This is a genomic window from Nocardioides astragali (genome assembly GCF_024436375.1).
GTDB lineage: Bacteria > Actinomycetota > Actinomycetes > Propionibacteriales > Nocardioidaceae > Nocardioides > Nocardioides astragali.
In genome coordinates this window covers 237219-250434 of record NZ_JAFMZM010000001.1, presented here as the reverse complement: position 1 = coordinate 250434, position 13216 = coordinate 237219, and the positions used below count along the sequence as shown (strand labels likewise).

Here is a 13216-nt window from a genome sequence, read left to right as displayed (position 1 = left end):
CTTCCACAGCCTCATCTTTTCCATGGACCCGACCTGCCACCGGTCTTGGTCTCGACCCGGATGTCGGTGATGACCGCGGCCTTGTCGACCGCCTTGACCATGTCGACCACGGTGAGCGCGGCCACCGACACGGCTGTCAGCGCCTCCATCTCGACGCCGGTGCGGTCGGTGGTGCGCACGGTCGCGGTGATGTCCACCGACTCGTCGGTCACGGCGAGGTCGACGGTCACGCCGGAGATCGACAGCGGGTGGCACAGCGGGATCAGCGACGGGGTCTGCTTGGCGCCCATGATCCCGGCCAGCCTGGCCACGGCGAGCGCGTCGCCCTTGGGCACGCCCTCGCCACGGAGCAGGTCGGTCACGGTGCGGCTCACCAGCACGCGGCCGGTCGCGGACGCCGTACGCGCGGTGACGGGCTTGTCGCCCACGTCGACCATCCGAGCGGCGCCGGTCTCGTCGACGTGGGTCAGTCGGCTCTCGGATCCGCCCATCAGAACTCCTCGTCGAGCCGGCGGATCGCGACCATCTCCCCGGCCTGGATCGCGGTGACGTCGGCCGGCACCTCGATCAGGCAGTTGGCGGTCGCGAGGTCGCCGATCAGGTGCGAGCCATGACCGCCGACCGGGGAGACGAAGGTGCCGCCGCGGTCGGTCTCGTGGAGGCCCCGCACCAGCTGGACCTTCCCCTCAGGCGAGGCGAGCCCGTGGGTGAGCCTCGCTCGGGAGGTCGGGCGGACGTAGGGGAGCTTGCCCATCATCCGGCGGATCGCGGGCAGCACGAACATCTCGAAGGAGACGTAGGAGGAGACCGGGTTGCCGGGCAGCGTGAAGACCGGGGTGTCGTCCTCGCCGATGGTGCCGAACCCCTGCGGCTTGCCGGGCTGCATGCCGACGCCGCCGAACCACATGGTGCCGTGGTGCGACAGCGACTCCTTGACGACGTCGAAGTCGCCCTCGCTCACTCCCCCGCTCGTCACGACGAGGTCGGCGCGGACCAGCTGGTCGCTCAGTGCCTCGGTGAAGGCGTGCGACTCGTCGGGCACGATGCCGACGCGGTAGGCGATCGCGCCGGCGGCACGGGCGGCCGCGGCGAGGAGGTAGGAGTTGCCGTCGTAGATCGAGTCGTGCCCCAGCGGGGTGCCGGGGTCGCGCAGCTCGGAGCCGGTGGAGATGACGACGACGCGGGGACGGGGGCGGGTCTTGACGGTCGCCCGGCCGACGGCCGCCAGCATGCCGAGGTGGCGGGGGCCCAGGACCGTGCCCTCCTCCAGCAGCATGTCGCCCTCGGCGATGTCGTCACCGGTCGGGCGGATGTGCTGTCCGGGCTTGCCCGCGCGCTCGATGCGCACCTGTGCCACCCCGCGGTCGGTCCACTCGTAGGGCACGACGGTGGTCGCCCCCGTCGGGACCGGGGCGCCGGTCATGATCTTGACCGCGGAGCCCGGTGACAGCGCCAGGATCGACGACTGACCCGCACCTATCTCACCGACGACCGGCAGCGTGACCGGGGAGTCCTCGGTCGCACCGGCGACGTCGTCGGCGACCACGGCATAGCCGTCCATCGCGGAGTTGTCGAAGCTCGGCAGGGAGATCGGAGCCACCACGTCCTCGGCCAGCGCCAGGCCGAGGGCCTCCATCAAGGGCTGCTGGAACGCGTGCAGCGGCGAGACCGTGGCGAGGATGCGCTCGACGTAGTCGGCCACGGGCAACAGGTCAGCCATCCGCTTCCTGCTCGCTCAGGACCGCGCCGCCCTCGATCCGCTTGGCCGCCTTCGCATTGAGCGCGACGTCGCCCACGACCTTCACGCCGTGGCCGAAGGTCCAGTCGCCCTCCACGGTGAACGAGTCGGCCTCGCGCAGCGAGGGAGCGCCCTCGGGGAAGCGCTTGTCGAAGTCACCGACCAGCTTGTAGAAGTCGCCGTCGAGCGCGACGTACGGGATCTCGTCGCCCACCTGGTCGAGCACGAAGTCCTTGCCCAGGTCGTAGACGTCGGAGCGCAGGACCAGCAGGTCGTCGGTGGTCTTCACCGGGACGAACCGGTCGCGGCCGACCTCGATCGTGCGCGCACCTTCAAACACCTCGATCGCGGCGCCCATGGCGGTCTCGATCTGGATGACCTCCGGCGTGGAGGGGTCGGTGGGGTCGAGGTGCTTGACGTTGCGGATCAGCGGGAGTCCGAGGATGCCGCCGCGGGCGTCGAGCGCCTCGACCATCGCCTGGATGTCGAACCACAGGTTGTTGGTCGAGGTGAACTCGTGGCGGTCGAGGTCGGCGAGCGCCTCCTTGTCCGCGTCGAGGGTCTGCGCGGACTCGCGGAGCACGATCCGCCCGTCGGCCTTGCGGCGGGCGAAGTGGCCGCCCTTGCGGTCCGACGGAGTGCGCCGCACGGCCTCGATCGCGAACGGCGCACCGCTCTGGGCGAACCAGCCCGCGACGCGGGCGTCCGCCACGGCGCCGAGGTTGTCGGAGTTGGAGACGAAGACGTAGCGGTAGCCGGCATCGAGCAGCCGGGCCAGGAGGCCGGTGCCGCGCAACGCGGTGTAGATGTCGCCGTGGCCGGGCGGACACCACTCCAGCTCGGGGGCCTTGGGGTAGGAGGCCGGGAGCAGGTCGGCCGCGAGGAGCTTGGGCTCCTTGTTCTGGAGGAACTCCAGCGGCAGGCCCTCGACCGGGAGGTCGTCGTAGCGGGCCAGGGCCTCCATGGTGTCGGCCGAGGTCCGGAAGGAGTTCATGAACATCAGCGGCAACGTCGCGTCGTACTCCTTGCGGAGGTGGAGCACCTGCCGGGCGATGATGTCGAGGAAGCTGAGCCCGCGGCGCACGCACAGCAGCGACTTGGCGCGGTCCATGCCCATCGACGTGCCGAGGCCGCCGTTGAGCTTGATGACGGCCGTCTGGCGGATCGCCTCGGCCGCGACCTCGTCGGGGACGTCGACATCGGCCAAGGCCTCCATGTCGAGCGGCTCGATCGTGCTCTCGGCGATCATCCCGGTCTCGCCGTGCTCGAGGAGTCGGTAGTAGTGCGCGAACGTGTCGATCGCCACCTCGTCGACCCCGGCCTCCCGCATCTTCTCGCGTGCGAGGTCGAGGCCGTGGGCGCTGCCCTTGCTTGCCATGGTTCGATCGTAGGCTGCTCATGTGGACGGGCACGACTGGGGAGACAGCCAGGGAGACAGCGGGGCCGCCAAGACCTCCCTCCGGGACCAGGTCCTCGCGGCCCGGAAGCGCCGTCCGCTCGACGCTGCGGCGGCGTTCGCCGCGGACGTCGCCGGTGCTGCGCTGGCCTGGGACGCCGTACGCCGGGCCGCCACCGTGGCGGCGTACGTCTCCGTCGGCAGCGAGCCGGGCACGGGCCTGCTCCTCGACGCCCTCGTCGCCGCCGGCAAGCGGGTGGTCGTGCCGGTGCTGCGTCCCGACAACGACCTCGACTGGACTCTCTACACCGGCCCCGCGAGCCTCGCTCCCGCCTCCCGCGGCCTGCTCGAGCCCACCGGGGAGCGACTCGGCGTCGACGCGGTCCGGTCCGCCGACGTCGTGATCGTCCCGGGGCTGGCCGTCTCCGCGTCCGGCGACCGGCTCGGGCGCGGCGGCGGGTCGTACGACCGCGCGCTGGCACGGGTGCCGGACGGGACGCCCGTGGCGGTGGTGCTGTACGACGACGAGGTCGGGCTCGTCGTGCCGACCGACCCCCACGACGTACGGGTCGGGTTCGTGCTGACTGCTGGTGGGGTGGCGGACCTCAGTCGGACCCAGGCGTGAGCACCAGCCGGTCGTCCGCGGCGGCCTCGACCGCCTCGCGGGTGAAGGCCCACGGCAGGGTCTCGCCCGCGACGAAGAGCTCGGTCTGGTCGGAGTAGTGCGAGGACGCCGGGTGACCGGAGACGCCGGTGAGGTTGATCCACCGTGAGTCGTCCCAGTCGGCGAGGGAGACCACCATCCGCATGGACGGCGCGGCGGTGACCTCGTAGCCCTCGACGGCGTTCCAGGAGGTCGCGTCGACGATCGAAGAGCCGCCTCCGACCTGCCAGCCGTCGCGGTTGAAGAGCCGCTCGACCAGCGCGACGCCGGAGTCGCCGAGCGTGGAGCTGCGTAGGTTCATCCGGTGGATGTGGCCCCACGTCCACCGGCGCGGGTCCCGGGCCTGGAGGCGGGTGAGCTCGTCGCGGGCCTCGACCATCGCCTGCCGCAGGATGTCGTCGCGCGTCTCGACCTCGTCGGTCTCCGCGTCGTCCCACCACGGCCCGGCGGGCTCGCCCAGCATCTCGCTGACGACCCGGAACCACCGGTCGCCGCCGTCGGGCCAGGTGCGAATGCGGAGGTCGTCGTGGAAGGTCAGCTCGAGCAGCCTGCGCCAGATGACGTTGAAGTACGCCGCGGGCGCGCTGTCGGCGGGTTGGGTGAAGTCCCAGTCGCGGAGGAGGTCCTGGGCGTTGCGGTAGTAGGGAGAGCGCAGGTCCTCGAGGTCGAGCAGGTAGGGCACGAGCGTCTCGGCCATCGGGTTGGCCGAGTCGAGCTGCAACGACGCCATCTCCTCGAGGGACAGCTCGCCCTCGGCGGCCAGCGCGTCGAGGATGCGGGTCGAGCGGTAGCCGTAGTCCCAGTCCTTGGTCAGGAGGTAGGGGTAGAACTCGCCGGCGACCGCCTGGTTGGCCGTCACGATGAAGCCCTCCTCCGGGTCGAGCACGCTCGGCAGGCCGTCGAAGGGGACGTAGTCACCGGTCCAGTCGTTGGCGCTGATCCAGCCCTCGACCGGCATGGTGCCGTCGTTGCCGGCACGACGGATCGGGATCCGGCCGGGCGACTGGTAGCCGATGTGGCCCTCGCGGTCGGCGTAGACGAGGTTCTGCGCCGGCACCGCGAAGTCGGCCGCGGCCTCGCGGAACTCGTCCCAGTTCGACGCCCGGTTGAGGTTGAGGATGGCGTCCGCGGTCGGGGCGGGGTCGAGGGCGGTCCACGCCAGCGCGACGGCGTACCCGGTGCCGCGCTCGCCCGGCTCGTCGGTCGGCGCGTTGGCCCCCACCGTCGCGAACTCCGCGGACACGTCACTGATCAACGGTCCGTGGATGGTCTCGCGGACCCGGAGCTCGACGTCGGCCGCGCCGCGCACCTCGATCTTCTCGGTGCGGACCTCCATCGCCTGCGACTCGCCGTCGCGGACGTAGCGGTCGTCGCCCTCGGTCTGCTCGAGGAAGAGGTCGGTGACGTCGGGCCCGAGGTTGGTGAAGCCCCAGGCGATGTCGGCGTTGTGCCCGATGATCACGCCCGGGACGCCGGAGAAGGTGAAGCCGGAGGTGTCGAGGGTGCACTCGGCACTGAGCTCCCGGCAGTGCAGGCCCATCTGCATCCAGACGCCGGGCTGGCTGATGCCCAGGTGCGGGTCGTTGGCCAGGAGCGGCTTGCCGGTGGCGCTGTGCTCGCCGTCGACGACCCACGAGTTGCTGCCGATGCCGCGGCCACTGCCGACCAGCTCCGGCATCTCGGCCAACCGGTCCTGCACCCGCTCGAGGGCGGCCACGACCTCGACCGGGTAGGCCGGTCGGCGGGGGTTGCGCGTGGCGTTGCCCGTCGCGTTCTGCTCGAAGACGCCGTCGACGACCCCGCCGCCCGAGACGATCGGCGGGTGGTCGTTGTACGGGTACTCCGGCCACAGCGCGGCGATCTCGTCCTCGGTGTGGTCCAGCGACAGCAGGACGCGGTCGACCTCGGCGTCCATGTTGCCGCGCAGGTCCCACGCCATCGCCTTGAGCCAGGCCAGGGAGTCGAGGGGCTCCCACTCCTCGGGCGTGTAGTCGAGGCCGCTGAGGCCGAGGACGGCGTACTCGGTGGCGAGCTCGGAGGGCTTCCGGTCGGCGATGTAGGCGTTGACCCCCTCGGCGTACGCCGTCAGCGCGTCGCGCGTCGCGGGCTGGAGGAGCGCCCACTCCTCCTCGGCGACGCGGCGCCAGCCCATGGTGCGGATGAACTTGTCGGTCTCCAGCGCGTTGACACCGAAGATCTCCGAGAGCCGCCCCGCGGTCACGTGCCGTCGGATGTCCATCTGGAAGAACCGCTCCTGCGCGTGGACGTAGCCCTGGGCGCGCATCAGGTCGGCGTCGGTGTCGGCGTAGACCTGCGGGATGCCGGAGTCGTCGCGGATCACCTCGACCGACGCGGACAGTCCCGGCACCTCCACCTCGCCGTCGGTCTGCGGCAGCGGACGGCGTACGACGCCCACGACGGCGGCAGCGAGCACCAGCAGCACCAGCACGAGCCCGACGGCCGTCCACGCCGACCAGCGGACCGCCCGTGGCGCGATCTTGAAGGCCTGCCACCAGTGCATCTCTGGCGCGCCCGCCACGTCGGGGGCGGGGTCGGGCGCGGGGGTGGGTGCCTGGTCGCTCATCGCGTCGCCCATTGTGCCGTACCATTGGCAGTCGAAGGGCCAGAGTGCCAGCGCGTCGGCGCGGGCCCTGCCGCTCGCCGTTCCAGCTCCAGCCGAGGACTCACCACATGCCCACCTACCAGTACGCCTGCACCGAGTGCGGCCACTCCTTCGAGCAGTTCCAGAGCTTCAGCGAGGACGCGCTGACCGTCTGCCCGCAGTGCGAGGGCAAGCTGCGCAAGCTGTTCAACGCCGTCGGCGTGGTCTTCAAGGGCTCCGGCTTCTACCGCACCGACAGCCGCTCGAGCTCGTCGTCGGCCGAGCCCGCCAAGTCCGGCGCCTCCTCCTCGTCATCCTCCGACTCGTCGTCGTCGACGTCCTCCAGCACGCCTGCCGCCACCGCCTCCTCCTCCTCGTCGTCGTCCTCCTCCTCGGACTGACACACCACTCCCCTGTGGAGGAGCCGAGCGGGAGCCGGCGGGTTCGACCTAGCGTCGGGCCATGCTCCCGGGACTGCCACCGACGCGGCGCCGACTGCGCGCCGTACGCCACCAGCTGCGGCGCCGACGTCGGCTGATCGCCGCAGCCCTGGCGGCCGCCGCGACCCTGGTCGCCCTGCGGACCGTCGCGCCGCCACCCGCGGCGACCGTCGAGGTGCTCGTGGCCGCTCGCGACCTGCCCTCAGGCATCCTGCTCGACGAGGACGACCTGGTCGTCCGGGCGTTCCCGGCCGACCTCGCCCCACCCGGTGCGGCGACCGCAGCGCTCGGACGGGTCCTGGCGGCCCCGATCAGCCGCGGCGAGGTGGTGACCGACGTACGTGTCGTCGGGCCCGGCCTGGCGCTGGCGCAGCCCGGCGAGACGGTCCTGCCCGTCCGGCTGCCCGACGCGGGGATGGCGTCACTGCTTCGGGCGGGCGACGAGGTCGACCTCGTGGCCACCGACCCCGGGACCGGGGCCTCGACCGTCGTGGCCCACGACGTCACCGTCCTCGCCACGCCGACCGACGCACCCGACGGTCCGGCCGGAGGATCAGGCGGAGCGCTCGTCGTGGTGGGTGCCTCGGCCGCGGAGGCGATCGACATCAGCAGCGCGGCGCTGTCCCAGTTCCTGACGGTGTCCTGGGACCGCTAGCGTGGGGGACCTGCCCGCTCGCTCGCTCGAGGCCCTTCTCTCGGGGCCATCACCAGGAGGCACACATGAGTGGCTTCAAGAACTTCATCCTCAAGGGCAACCTGATCGAGATCGCCACCGGTCTGATCATGGCGCTCGCCTTCGCCTCGGTGGTCACGACCTTCACCGAGTGGCTCACAGGCCTGCTGCCCGACACGGGCTCCGCCTACTTCTCCACCAAGGAACAGAGCTTCGGTGCATTCCTCAACGCGGTGATCGCGTTCCTGATCATGGCCGCGGTCGTCTACTTCTTCATCGTCCTGCCTTACACGAAGGCCAAGGGACGCTTCTTCCCGGCCGACGACGAAGGCACCCCGGCCGACGTCGCCCTCCTGGAGGAGATCCGCGACCTGCTCAAGGCGCGCAACGGCGCCGTCTGAGCCCGCCCCCGGGCGGGACGGACCCGCTCAGCCGTGGTGCGGAGGGACCTGCTCGCGATACCAGTCGTCCCCCTTGCCGGCTTTGTCCTCACCGGGGTCGCGGTCGTCGCTCGTCTGCTCCGGTACGCCGTCCCCGAAGGCCGCGGCCAGGCGACGCCGGCGCTGCCACTCCGGCTCGGCACCCTCGTCGGGTTCCTTATTGGTGCTCATGCGCAGACGCCCGGGACGGGCTCCGGCTCCGTGGTTGCGGGGGCCTCGGGTGTCTCGGGGGGTGCGGTCTCGCTCTCCGAAGCGGTCTCGGAGGGGCTCTCCGACGCGGTCTCGGAGGGCGACTCGCTCGCGGTCTCGGACGGCGACTCGCTCCCAGGCGGGGTGGTCGGCGTCTGGCTCTCCTGCGAGCTGGCCGGCGGCTCGGCGCTGATCGAGCTGCTGCCGATCAGCCTGGCCGGCAGCTCCTTGTCCTCGTTGATCAGCTTCCAGATCTGCGCGGCCTCCGGCTTCCAGAAGACCTTGCCCCAGTGCTCGGAATCCCGGGAGTAGTACTCCGTCGGCAGCGTCACGAACTTGATGTTGTCGAGGCCGATGCTCTGCAGCTGCATCGCGATCTTGCCGATCCGGGTCACCGAGTCCAGTTCGGTGTCGGTCGTGAGGGACTTGGTGGCGGCGTCGAGGAAGTTGACGACCTTGTCGAACCGGGTCAGCGTCCCGGCCGACTTCACCCTGCGGACGAGCGCAGCGATGAAGGTCTGCTGCCGCCTGATCCGGGAGATGTCGTTCTGCTGCGCGAGCTCGCCGACGTAGCGGGCGCGGACGTAGTCGAGGGCCTGGTCGCCGCTGAGCACCGAGGGATCACCCTTCGGCACGAAGATCGCGTGCGCCGGGTCATCGATGTCCTCCGGGACGCAGACAGGCACTCCCCCGACGGCGTCGACCATGTCGCCGAAGCCGTTGAAGTCCACCACCACGAAGTGGTCGACTGGCAGGTCGGCATTCTCCTGCAGCTGAGCGACCGTGCAGACGGGCCCGCCCACGGTGTAGGCAGCGTTCCACATCACGTCGGTCTCTGCCGCGGCGTCGCATCCGACCTCAGGGCGATCCACGATCGAGTCGCGCGGGATCGAGACGGCGTACGCCCGGCTGCGGTCGGCGGACAGGTGCACGAGGATGGTGGTGTCGGATCCGCCACCGCCCTCCTGGTCGATGCCGCACCCGTCGCAGTCGCGTGAGTCTGAGCCCATCACCAGGATGTTGAGCGGCTGGCCGTTGCCCTTGTACAGCTTCTCCGGGCGTTCATCACCGAGCTCCGCCAGCGAGACGCCTGTGATGTTGCCGTTGAGGTGGCGGATGAAGTAGACCGTGCCCAGACCGGTGACCAGGGCGAGCACGACGGCGCTGATCAGGATGACCCGACCGACCGTGTGCTTGCGCGGCGCCTTGCCCTTGCGCTTGGGTGCGCCGACGGGCGGCTCCGGGCGCGACTCCTCTGACACGGGGCTCACCTTCGAAGGGGTGGGGCGGACTGAACGGACTGAACCTACTCGACCCGAGCAAGATTTCCTTCCTCGACTACGCCGCTGGCGCGCGCTCGCTGCAACCCGCGGGTGGGGTGGACGTACGAGGTCGTGGCAGGATGCTCTCCGCCGAGTGCGCGTGCGCGCGTCCCGGCGACGCCCCAGTAGCTCAGTGGATAGAGCAGCCGCCTCCTAAGCGAAAGGTCGCAAGTTCGACTCTTGCCTGGGGCACCAGACCAGACCGGACCAGCAGGTCGTCGTAGGCTCGGCCCATGCCGGGCCTCGAGCACACCGTCACCATCGCCGCCTCGCCGGATCGGGTCTGGTCGGTGCTCACCGACGTGGAGCGCTGGCCCGAGCGGATCCCGACCGTCGACACCGTGGAGCGGCTCGACGCCGGTCCCCTGGTCCTCGGGTCCCGGACCAGGATCGAGCAGCCGAAGCTGCCCGCCGGGGTGTGGACCGTCACCGAGCTGTCGGACGGGTCGTCGTTCACCTGGGAGTCGAACTCGCCCGGCGTCACCGTCACCGCGTCGCACCTCGTCGAGCCGCACCCGGAGGGGAGCCGGCTCACCCTCGCGGTGCACGTGGCGGGGCCGCTGGCCCCGGTCGGCTGGCTGATGACGCGCTCGCTGACGAGGCGCTACGTCGAGACGGAAGCCGCCTCGATGAAGGCGGCCGCCGAGTCCTCCACGTGAGCTCAGCGGTTCTCGAAGGTGATCCCGGCCTTCTGCAGGCGCGCGAGCAGCGCGTCCCCCATGGCCTGGGCCGGGGTGACCTGGCCGGAGGTCTCCGGGTTGTCGTCGAAGGCCAGGCACAGCGCCGCCTCGGACAGCATCTTCGCGGTCTCGGTGTAGCCGGGGTCGCCGCCGGACACCCGGGTGCGGACGGTCTGCCCGCCGGCCTCGCCGACGAAGTCGACGGTGAACCACGACTTCTCGCGCTTCGCCTCGTCGGGGCCTGACCCCTGCGGCACCTTGCTGAGCAGGAGCTCGCGCAGCGGCTTCACCTGCGCCGCGACCGTGAGCAGCCCGACGCCTGCGGCGCCACCGGCGGCGTACCGCAGGGTCTTGGTGCCGGCCCAGTGGGAGTAGCGGAACTTCGGCCCGTACGCCGGCAGCGCGGCGCCGCTGCGCGCGACGATGATCGGGTCGATGGTCGACAGCGGGAGCAGCCAGTAGCCGAGCACCGGGTCGCGGTGCGGCTTGCCGCTGACGGCCCGTGACGACCGTCCTTCGGGCCGCACCTCGGCGCGTCGGCGTGCGGCGTACGCCGTCCGCATCTCCTTGGCGCGTGCGAACTGCTGGAGCGCGGAGTGGAAGGTGCCGCCGGAGACGGCTCCGCCGGCGCGGACCACACCGCGCAGGGTGATCGGCTGGTCCGAGGGCAGCTGCTGGACGGTGAAGAAGGCACCGAGGTCGTACGGGATCGAGTCGAACCCGCACGCGTGGACGAGGCGGGCGCCGGTGCGCACGGCGGTCTGGTGGTGGGCGAGGAAGGTCCGGTCGACGAACTCCGGCTCGCCGGTGAGGTCGAGGTAGTCGGTGCCGGCCTCGGCGCAGGCCGCCACCAACGGCCCGCCGTGCTCGACGTAGGGGCCGATCGTCGTGGCGACCACGCGCGTCCGGCGCGCCACGTCGGCCAGAGCGGCGGGGTCGGTCGCGTCGGCGACCAGCACCTCGACATCACCGCCGAGCCGCTGGCGTACGGCCTCGAGCTTGTCGGCGTTGCGACCGGCGATCGCCCACCGCAGGTCGGCGGGCGCGTGGGCGGCGAGGTAGTCGGCGGTGAGGCCGCCGGTGAACCCGGTGGCGCCGAACAGCACGATGTCGAAGGGGCGGTCGAGATGATCGTCGCTCATCGCGTCATCGTGCCACGGGGAACCGCGGCCCCGACCATGCCGTCCCACGACCATGAGCCTCCGCAGGATCACCACCGGCATCGCCGCCGCCACCAGCCTGGGCCTCGCGGTCGGCGTCGGCTACGCGCTCGGCAGCGACCCGGGCCCCGACGAGCCACCCACCTCGCCACCGATCTCGCTGGCCAACGCCGACCTGAGCCTCGCGGCGAGCTGCGACGACCTGCTCGACTCCTACGTCGACCGCGCGCTCGGGCAGGTCGGCCCCTACGGCTGGGGCGGTGACGGGGTCGTCATGTTCGGGGCCCAGTCGAGTGACGCGGGCGTGACCGAGTCCGGCGCCGGGAGCGAGCGATCAATGGCCACGACGTCGCGCACGACCAGCAACGAGTCGGGGACCAACGTGCAGGAGCTCGGGGTCGACGAGTCCGACGTCGTGAAGGTCGCAGGGTCCCTGCTGCTCCGCATGCGCGACGGCGAGCTCCTGGCGTACGACGTCTCCGGCGACGAGCCCGCCCTGCTGTCCTCGACCCGGCTCGACGACGCCCGCGGGAACGACTGGATGGGAGACCCGGGCGGCGAGCTGGTCTTCGTCGACGGCCGGGCGGTGGTCCTCGGCTCGTCACCGGACGGCCGGTCCAGCACCCTCACCACGGTCGACCTCTCCGACCCGACCTCACCCACGGTCGTGGACACCACGACCATCGAGGCCCGGGCGTCCGCGGTCCGGCTCCACGGCGATGTCGTGCGCGTGGTGCTCCAGAACGGCCTGCCCGAGCTCGACTTCTCCTCGCCCGACGGCACCTTCGGGCAGATCCGGTCGAGGCTGCGCAACCGGGCCCTCGTCCGCGACACGACACTGGCCGACTGGCTGCCGACCATCGACGGCGAGCCGGTCGTCGAGTGCGAGGACGTCGCGATCCCGGACGACGAGGAGGTCGCACTCGGCACGACCACCGTCGTGGCCTTCGACCCGGCCGGGCCGACGAGCCGTACGTCCCACGCGGTCGCGACGGACTCCGACACGTCGTACTTCTCCACCGACCGGTTCTACCTCGCGGCCGGCGGGCCGGACTGGGGCTGGTTCGGCGACTGCATCGACTGCCGGATGACCATGCCGGCGCCCGACGGCACCACCCCGATCTTCGCGTTCGCGTTGGACGGGATGGACGCGACCTTCGTCGCCTCGGGCTCGGTCGAGGGCACCATTGCCGACCGCTGGTCGATGGACGCCGTCGGCGGCTCGCTGCGCGTCGCGGTCGGGCCGAGCAGCGAGACCGGCAACTACAACTCCCTGATCACCCTCCGCGAGGACGGCTCCGACCTCGTCGAGGCCGGTCGCGTCGACGACCTCGGCATCGGCGAGGAGATCAAGTCGGTCCGGTGGTTCGACGAGCTCGCGATCGTGGTCACCTTCCGCCAGACCGACCCGCTCTACGCCATCGACCTGACCGACCGGTCCGCCCCGCAGCTGCTGGGCGAGCTGAAGATCCCCGGGTTCTCGGAGTACCTCCACCCCCTCGGCGAGCAACGGCTCATCGGGGTGGGCCAGGACGCGACGCTGAGCGGGATGACCCGCGGCGCGCAGGCCGCCCTCTTCGACGTCACGGACCTCACGAACCCGCGGCAGCTCCACGTCGTGCGCTACCCGAAGAACAGCGTGGCGGGCGCCGGCACCGACCCTCGACAGTTCACCTGGCTCCCCGAGCAGCGGGTGGCGCTCACGGTGGTGTCCCAGGGCTGGACCGGGACCACCGGCTGGGTCTCGGTGCTCTCGCTCGACGACGGGTCGATGACCAACCGGATGGTCGAGGTCGAGCACGGCAGCGACGTGGCCGACGTACGGCTGGTGCCGCTCGTGTCCGGCAAGGTCGCGCTCGTGACGGGTGAGGACGTCTCGTTCTTCGCCCTCTGAACCGCGCCGGGTTCGACG

At 71.3% G+C, this 13216-nt stretch carries 13 protein-coding genes and 1 tRNA gene; 7 read left to right on the top strand and 7 right to left on the bottom strand.

Annotated features, from left to right (window positions below; translation table 11 throughout):
• Positions 1–11: 11 nt before the first annotated feature.
• Genes moaC through J3P44_RS01295 form a run of 3 tightly spaced genes read right to left on the bottom strand, consistent with a single transcriptional unit; the run spans position 12 to position 3116 of the window.
• Complete coding sequence (moaC, locus tag J3P44_RS01305; RefSeq protein WP_255888423.1) at positions 12–491, bottom strand: cyclic pyranopterin monophosphate synthase MoaC; 480 nt, start codon at positions 489–491, stop codon at positions 12–14.
• Positions 491–1720 (bottom strand): molybdotransferase-like divisome protein Glp, encoded by a 1230-nt coding sequence (gene glp, locus J3P44_RS01300; RefSeq protein ID WP_255888422.1) that lies wholly within the window; start codon positions 1718–1720, stop codon positions 491–493. Before glp ends, moaC begins: the two co-directional genes overlap by 1 nt.
• Entirely contained in the window at positions 1713–3116 is a 1404-nt protein-coding gene (locus J3P44_RS01295; RefSeq protein ID WP_255888421.1) for a UTP--glucose-1-phosphate uridylyltransferase, read from the bottom strand. The genes glp and J3P44_RS01295 overlap by 8 nt, the downstream gene beginning before the upstream one ends.
• 22 nt (positions 3117–3138) lie before the next feature.
• Between J3P44_RS01295 and J3P44_RS01290 the strand changes: the two genes are divergently transcribed.
• Entirely contained in the window at positions 3139–3759 is a 621-nt protein-coding gene (locus J3P44_RS01290) for a 5-formyltetrahydrofolate cyclo-ligase (protein WP_255888420.1), read from the top strand.
• On the opposite strand, the gene J3P44_RS01285 is transcribed toward J3P44_RS01290, so the two are convergent.
• On the bottom strand, positions 3740–6382 hold the full coding sequence (locus J3P44_RS01285; protein WP_255888419.1) for a penicillin acylase family protein: 2643 nt from the start codon (positions 6380–6382) through the stop codon (positions 3740–3742). The genes J3P44_RS01290 and J3P44_RS01285 overlap by 20 nt on opposite strands.
• 107 nt (positions 6383–6489) lie before the next feature.
• On the opposite strand from J3P44_RS01285, the gene J3P44_RS01280 reads away from it, so the two are divergent.
• From J3P44_RS01280 to J3P44_RS01270, 3 genes are all read left to right on the top strand, one after another.
• The gene (locus J3P44_RS01280) at positions 6490–6801 is read left to right on the top strand and encodes an FmdB family zinc ribbon protein (RefSeq protein ID WP_255888418.1); all 312 of its coding nucleotides are present in this window, start codon (positions 6490–6492) and stop codon (positions 6799–6801) included.
• Between the two features lie 61 nt (positions 6802–6862).
• A complete protein-coding gene (locus tag J3P44_RS01275; RefSeq protein ID WP_255888417.1) occupies positions 6863–7495 on the top strand; it encodes an SAF domain-containing protein in 633 nt (210 codons plus the stop codon).
• 65 nt (positions 7496–7560) lie between these two features.
• Complete coding sequence (locus J3P44_RS01270; protein ID WP_255888416.1) at positions 7561–7914, top strand: MscL family protein; 354 nt, start codon at positions 7561–7563, stop codon at positions 7912–7914.
• A 27-nt stretch (positions 7915–7941) separates the two neighbouring features.
• On the opposite strand, the gene J3P44_RS01265 is transcribed toward J3P44_RS01270, so the two are convergent.
• Together J3P44_RS01265 and J3P44_RS01260 are read right to left on the bottom strand one after the other, a co-directional pair.
• Positions 7942–8124 carry a hypothetical protein gene (locus J3P44_RS01265; protein WP_255888415.1) on the bottom strand — a complete coding sequence of 61 codons (183 nt, stop codon included), beginning with the start codon at positions 8122–8124 and terminating at the stop codon, positions 7942–7944.
• The gene (locus J3P44_RS01260; RefSeq protein WP_255888414.1) at positions 8121–9404 is read right to left on the bottom strand and encodes an LCP family protein; all 1284 of its coding nucleotides are present in this window, start codon (positions 9402–9404) and stop codon (positions 8121–8123) included. Before J3P44_RS01260 ends, J3P44_RS01265 begins: the two co-directional genes overlap by 4 nt.
• Before the next feature lie 179 nt (positions 9405–9583).
• Here J3P44_RS01260 and J3P44_RS01255 point away from each other — a divergent pair.
• Together J3P44_RS01255 and J3P44_RS01250 are read left to right on the top strand one after the other, a co-directional pair.
• A tRNA-Arg gene (locus J3P44_RS01255) sits at positions 9584–9659 on the top strand.
• Between the two features lie 38 nt (positions 9660–9697).
• The gene (locus J3P44_RS01250; RefSeq protein WP_255888413.1) at positions 9698–10123 is read left to right on the top strand and encodes an SRPBCC family protein; all 426 of its coding nucleotides are present in this window, start codon (positions 9698–9700) and stop codon (positions 10121–10123) included.
• A 2-nt stretch (positions 10124–10125) separates the two neighbouring features.
• Here the strand turns inward: J3P44_RS01250 and J3P44_RS01245 are convergent, their stop codons facing one another.
• Positions 10126–11286: a saccharopine dehydrogenase family protein gene (locus tag J3P44_RS01245; RefSeq protein ID WP_255888412.1), complete on the bottom strand. Its 1161-nt coding sequence runs from the start codon at positions 11284–11286 to the stop codon at positions 10126–10128.
• Between the two features lie 52 nt (positions 11287–11338).
• On the opposite strand from J3P44_RS01245, the gene J3P44_RS01240 reads away from it, so the two are divergent.
• The gene (locus tag J3P44_RS01240) at positions 11339–13198 is read left to right on the top strand and encodes a beta-propeller domain-containing protein (RefSeq protein ID WP_255888411.1); all 1860 of its coding nucleotides are present in this window, start codon (positions 11339–11341) and stop codon (positions 13196–13198) included.
• The last annotated feature ends 18 nt before the right edge of the window (positions 13199–13216 follow it).

Excerpts from the sequence above, each read along its gene's own strand:
- J3P44_RS01265 (WP_255888415.1), bottom strand. The coding sequence starts at position 8,124 with ATGAGCACCAATAAGGAACCCGACGAGGGTGCCGAGCCGGAGTGGCAG.
- J3P44_RS01285 (WP_255888419.1), bottom strand. The coding sequence starts at position 6,382 with ATGAGCGACCAGGCACCCACCCCCGCGCCCGACCCCGCCCCCGACGTG.
- J3P44_RS01245 (WP_255888412.1), bottom strand. The coding sequence starts at position 11,286 with ATGAGCGACGATCATCTCGACCGCCCCTTCGACATCGTGCTGTTCGGC.
- J3P44_RS01280 (WP_255888418.1), top strand. The coding sequence starts at position 6,490 with ATGCCCACCTACCAGTACGCCTGCACCGAGTGCGGCCACTCCTTCGAG.
- glp (WP_255888422.1), bottom strand. The coding sequence starts at position 1,720 with ATGGCTGACCTGTTGCCCGTGGCCGACTACGTCGAGCGCATCCTCGCC.
- J3P44_RS01275 (WP_255888417.1), top strand. The coding sequence starts at position 6,863 with ATGCTCCCGGGACTGCCACCGACGCGGCGCCGACTGCGCGCCGTACGC.
- J3P44_RS01240 (WP_255888411.1), top strand. The coding sequence starts at position 11,339 with ATGAGCCTCCGCAGGATCACCACCGGCATCGCCGCCGCCACCAGCCTG.
- J3P44_RS01295 (WP_255888421.1), bottom strand. The coding sequence starts at position 3,116 with ATGGCAAGCAAGGGCAGCGCCCACGGCCTCGACCTCGCACGCGAGAAG.
- J3P44_RS01250 (WP_255888413.1), top strand. The coding sequence starts at position 9,698 with ATGCCGGGCCTCGAGCACACCGTCACCATCGCCGCCTCGCCGGATCGG.
- moaC (WP_255888423.1), bottom strand. The coding sequence starts at position 491 with ATGGGCGGATCCGAGAGCCGACTGACCCACGTCGACGAGACCGGCGCC.
- J3P44_RS01270 (WP_255888416.1), top strand. The coding sequence starts at position 7,561 with ATGAGTGGCTTCAAGAACTTCATCCTCAAGGGCAACCTGATCGAGATC.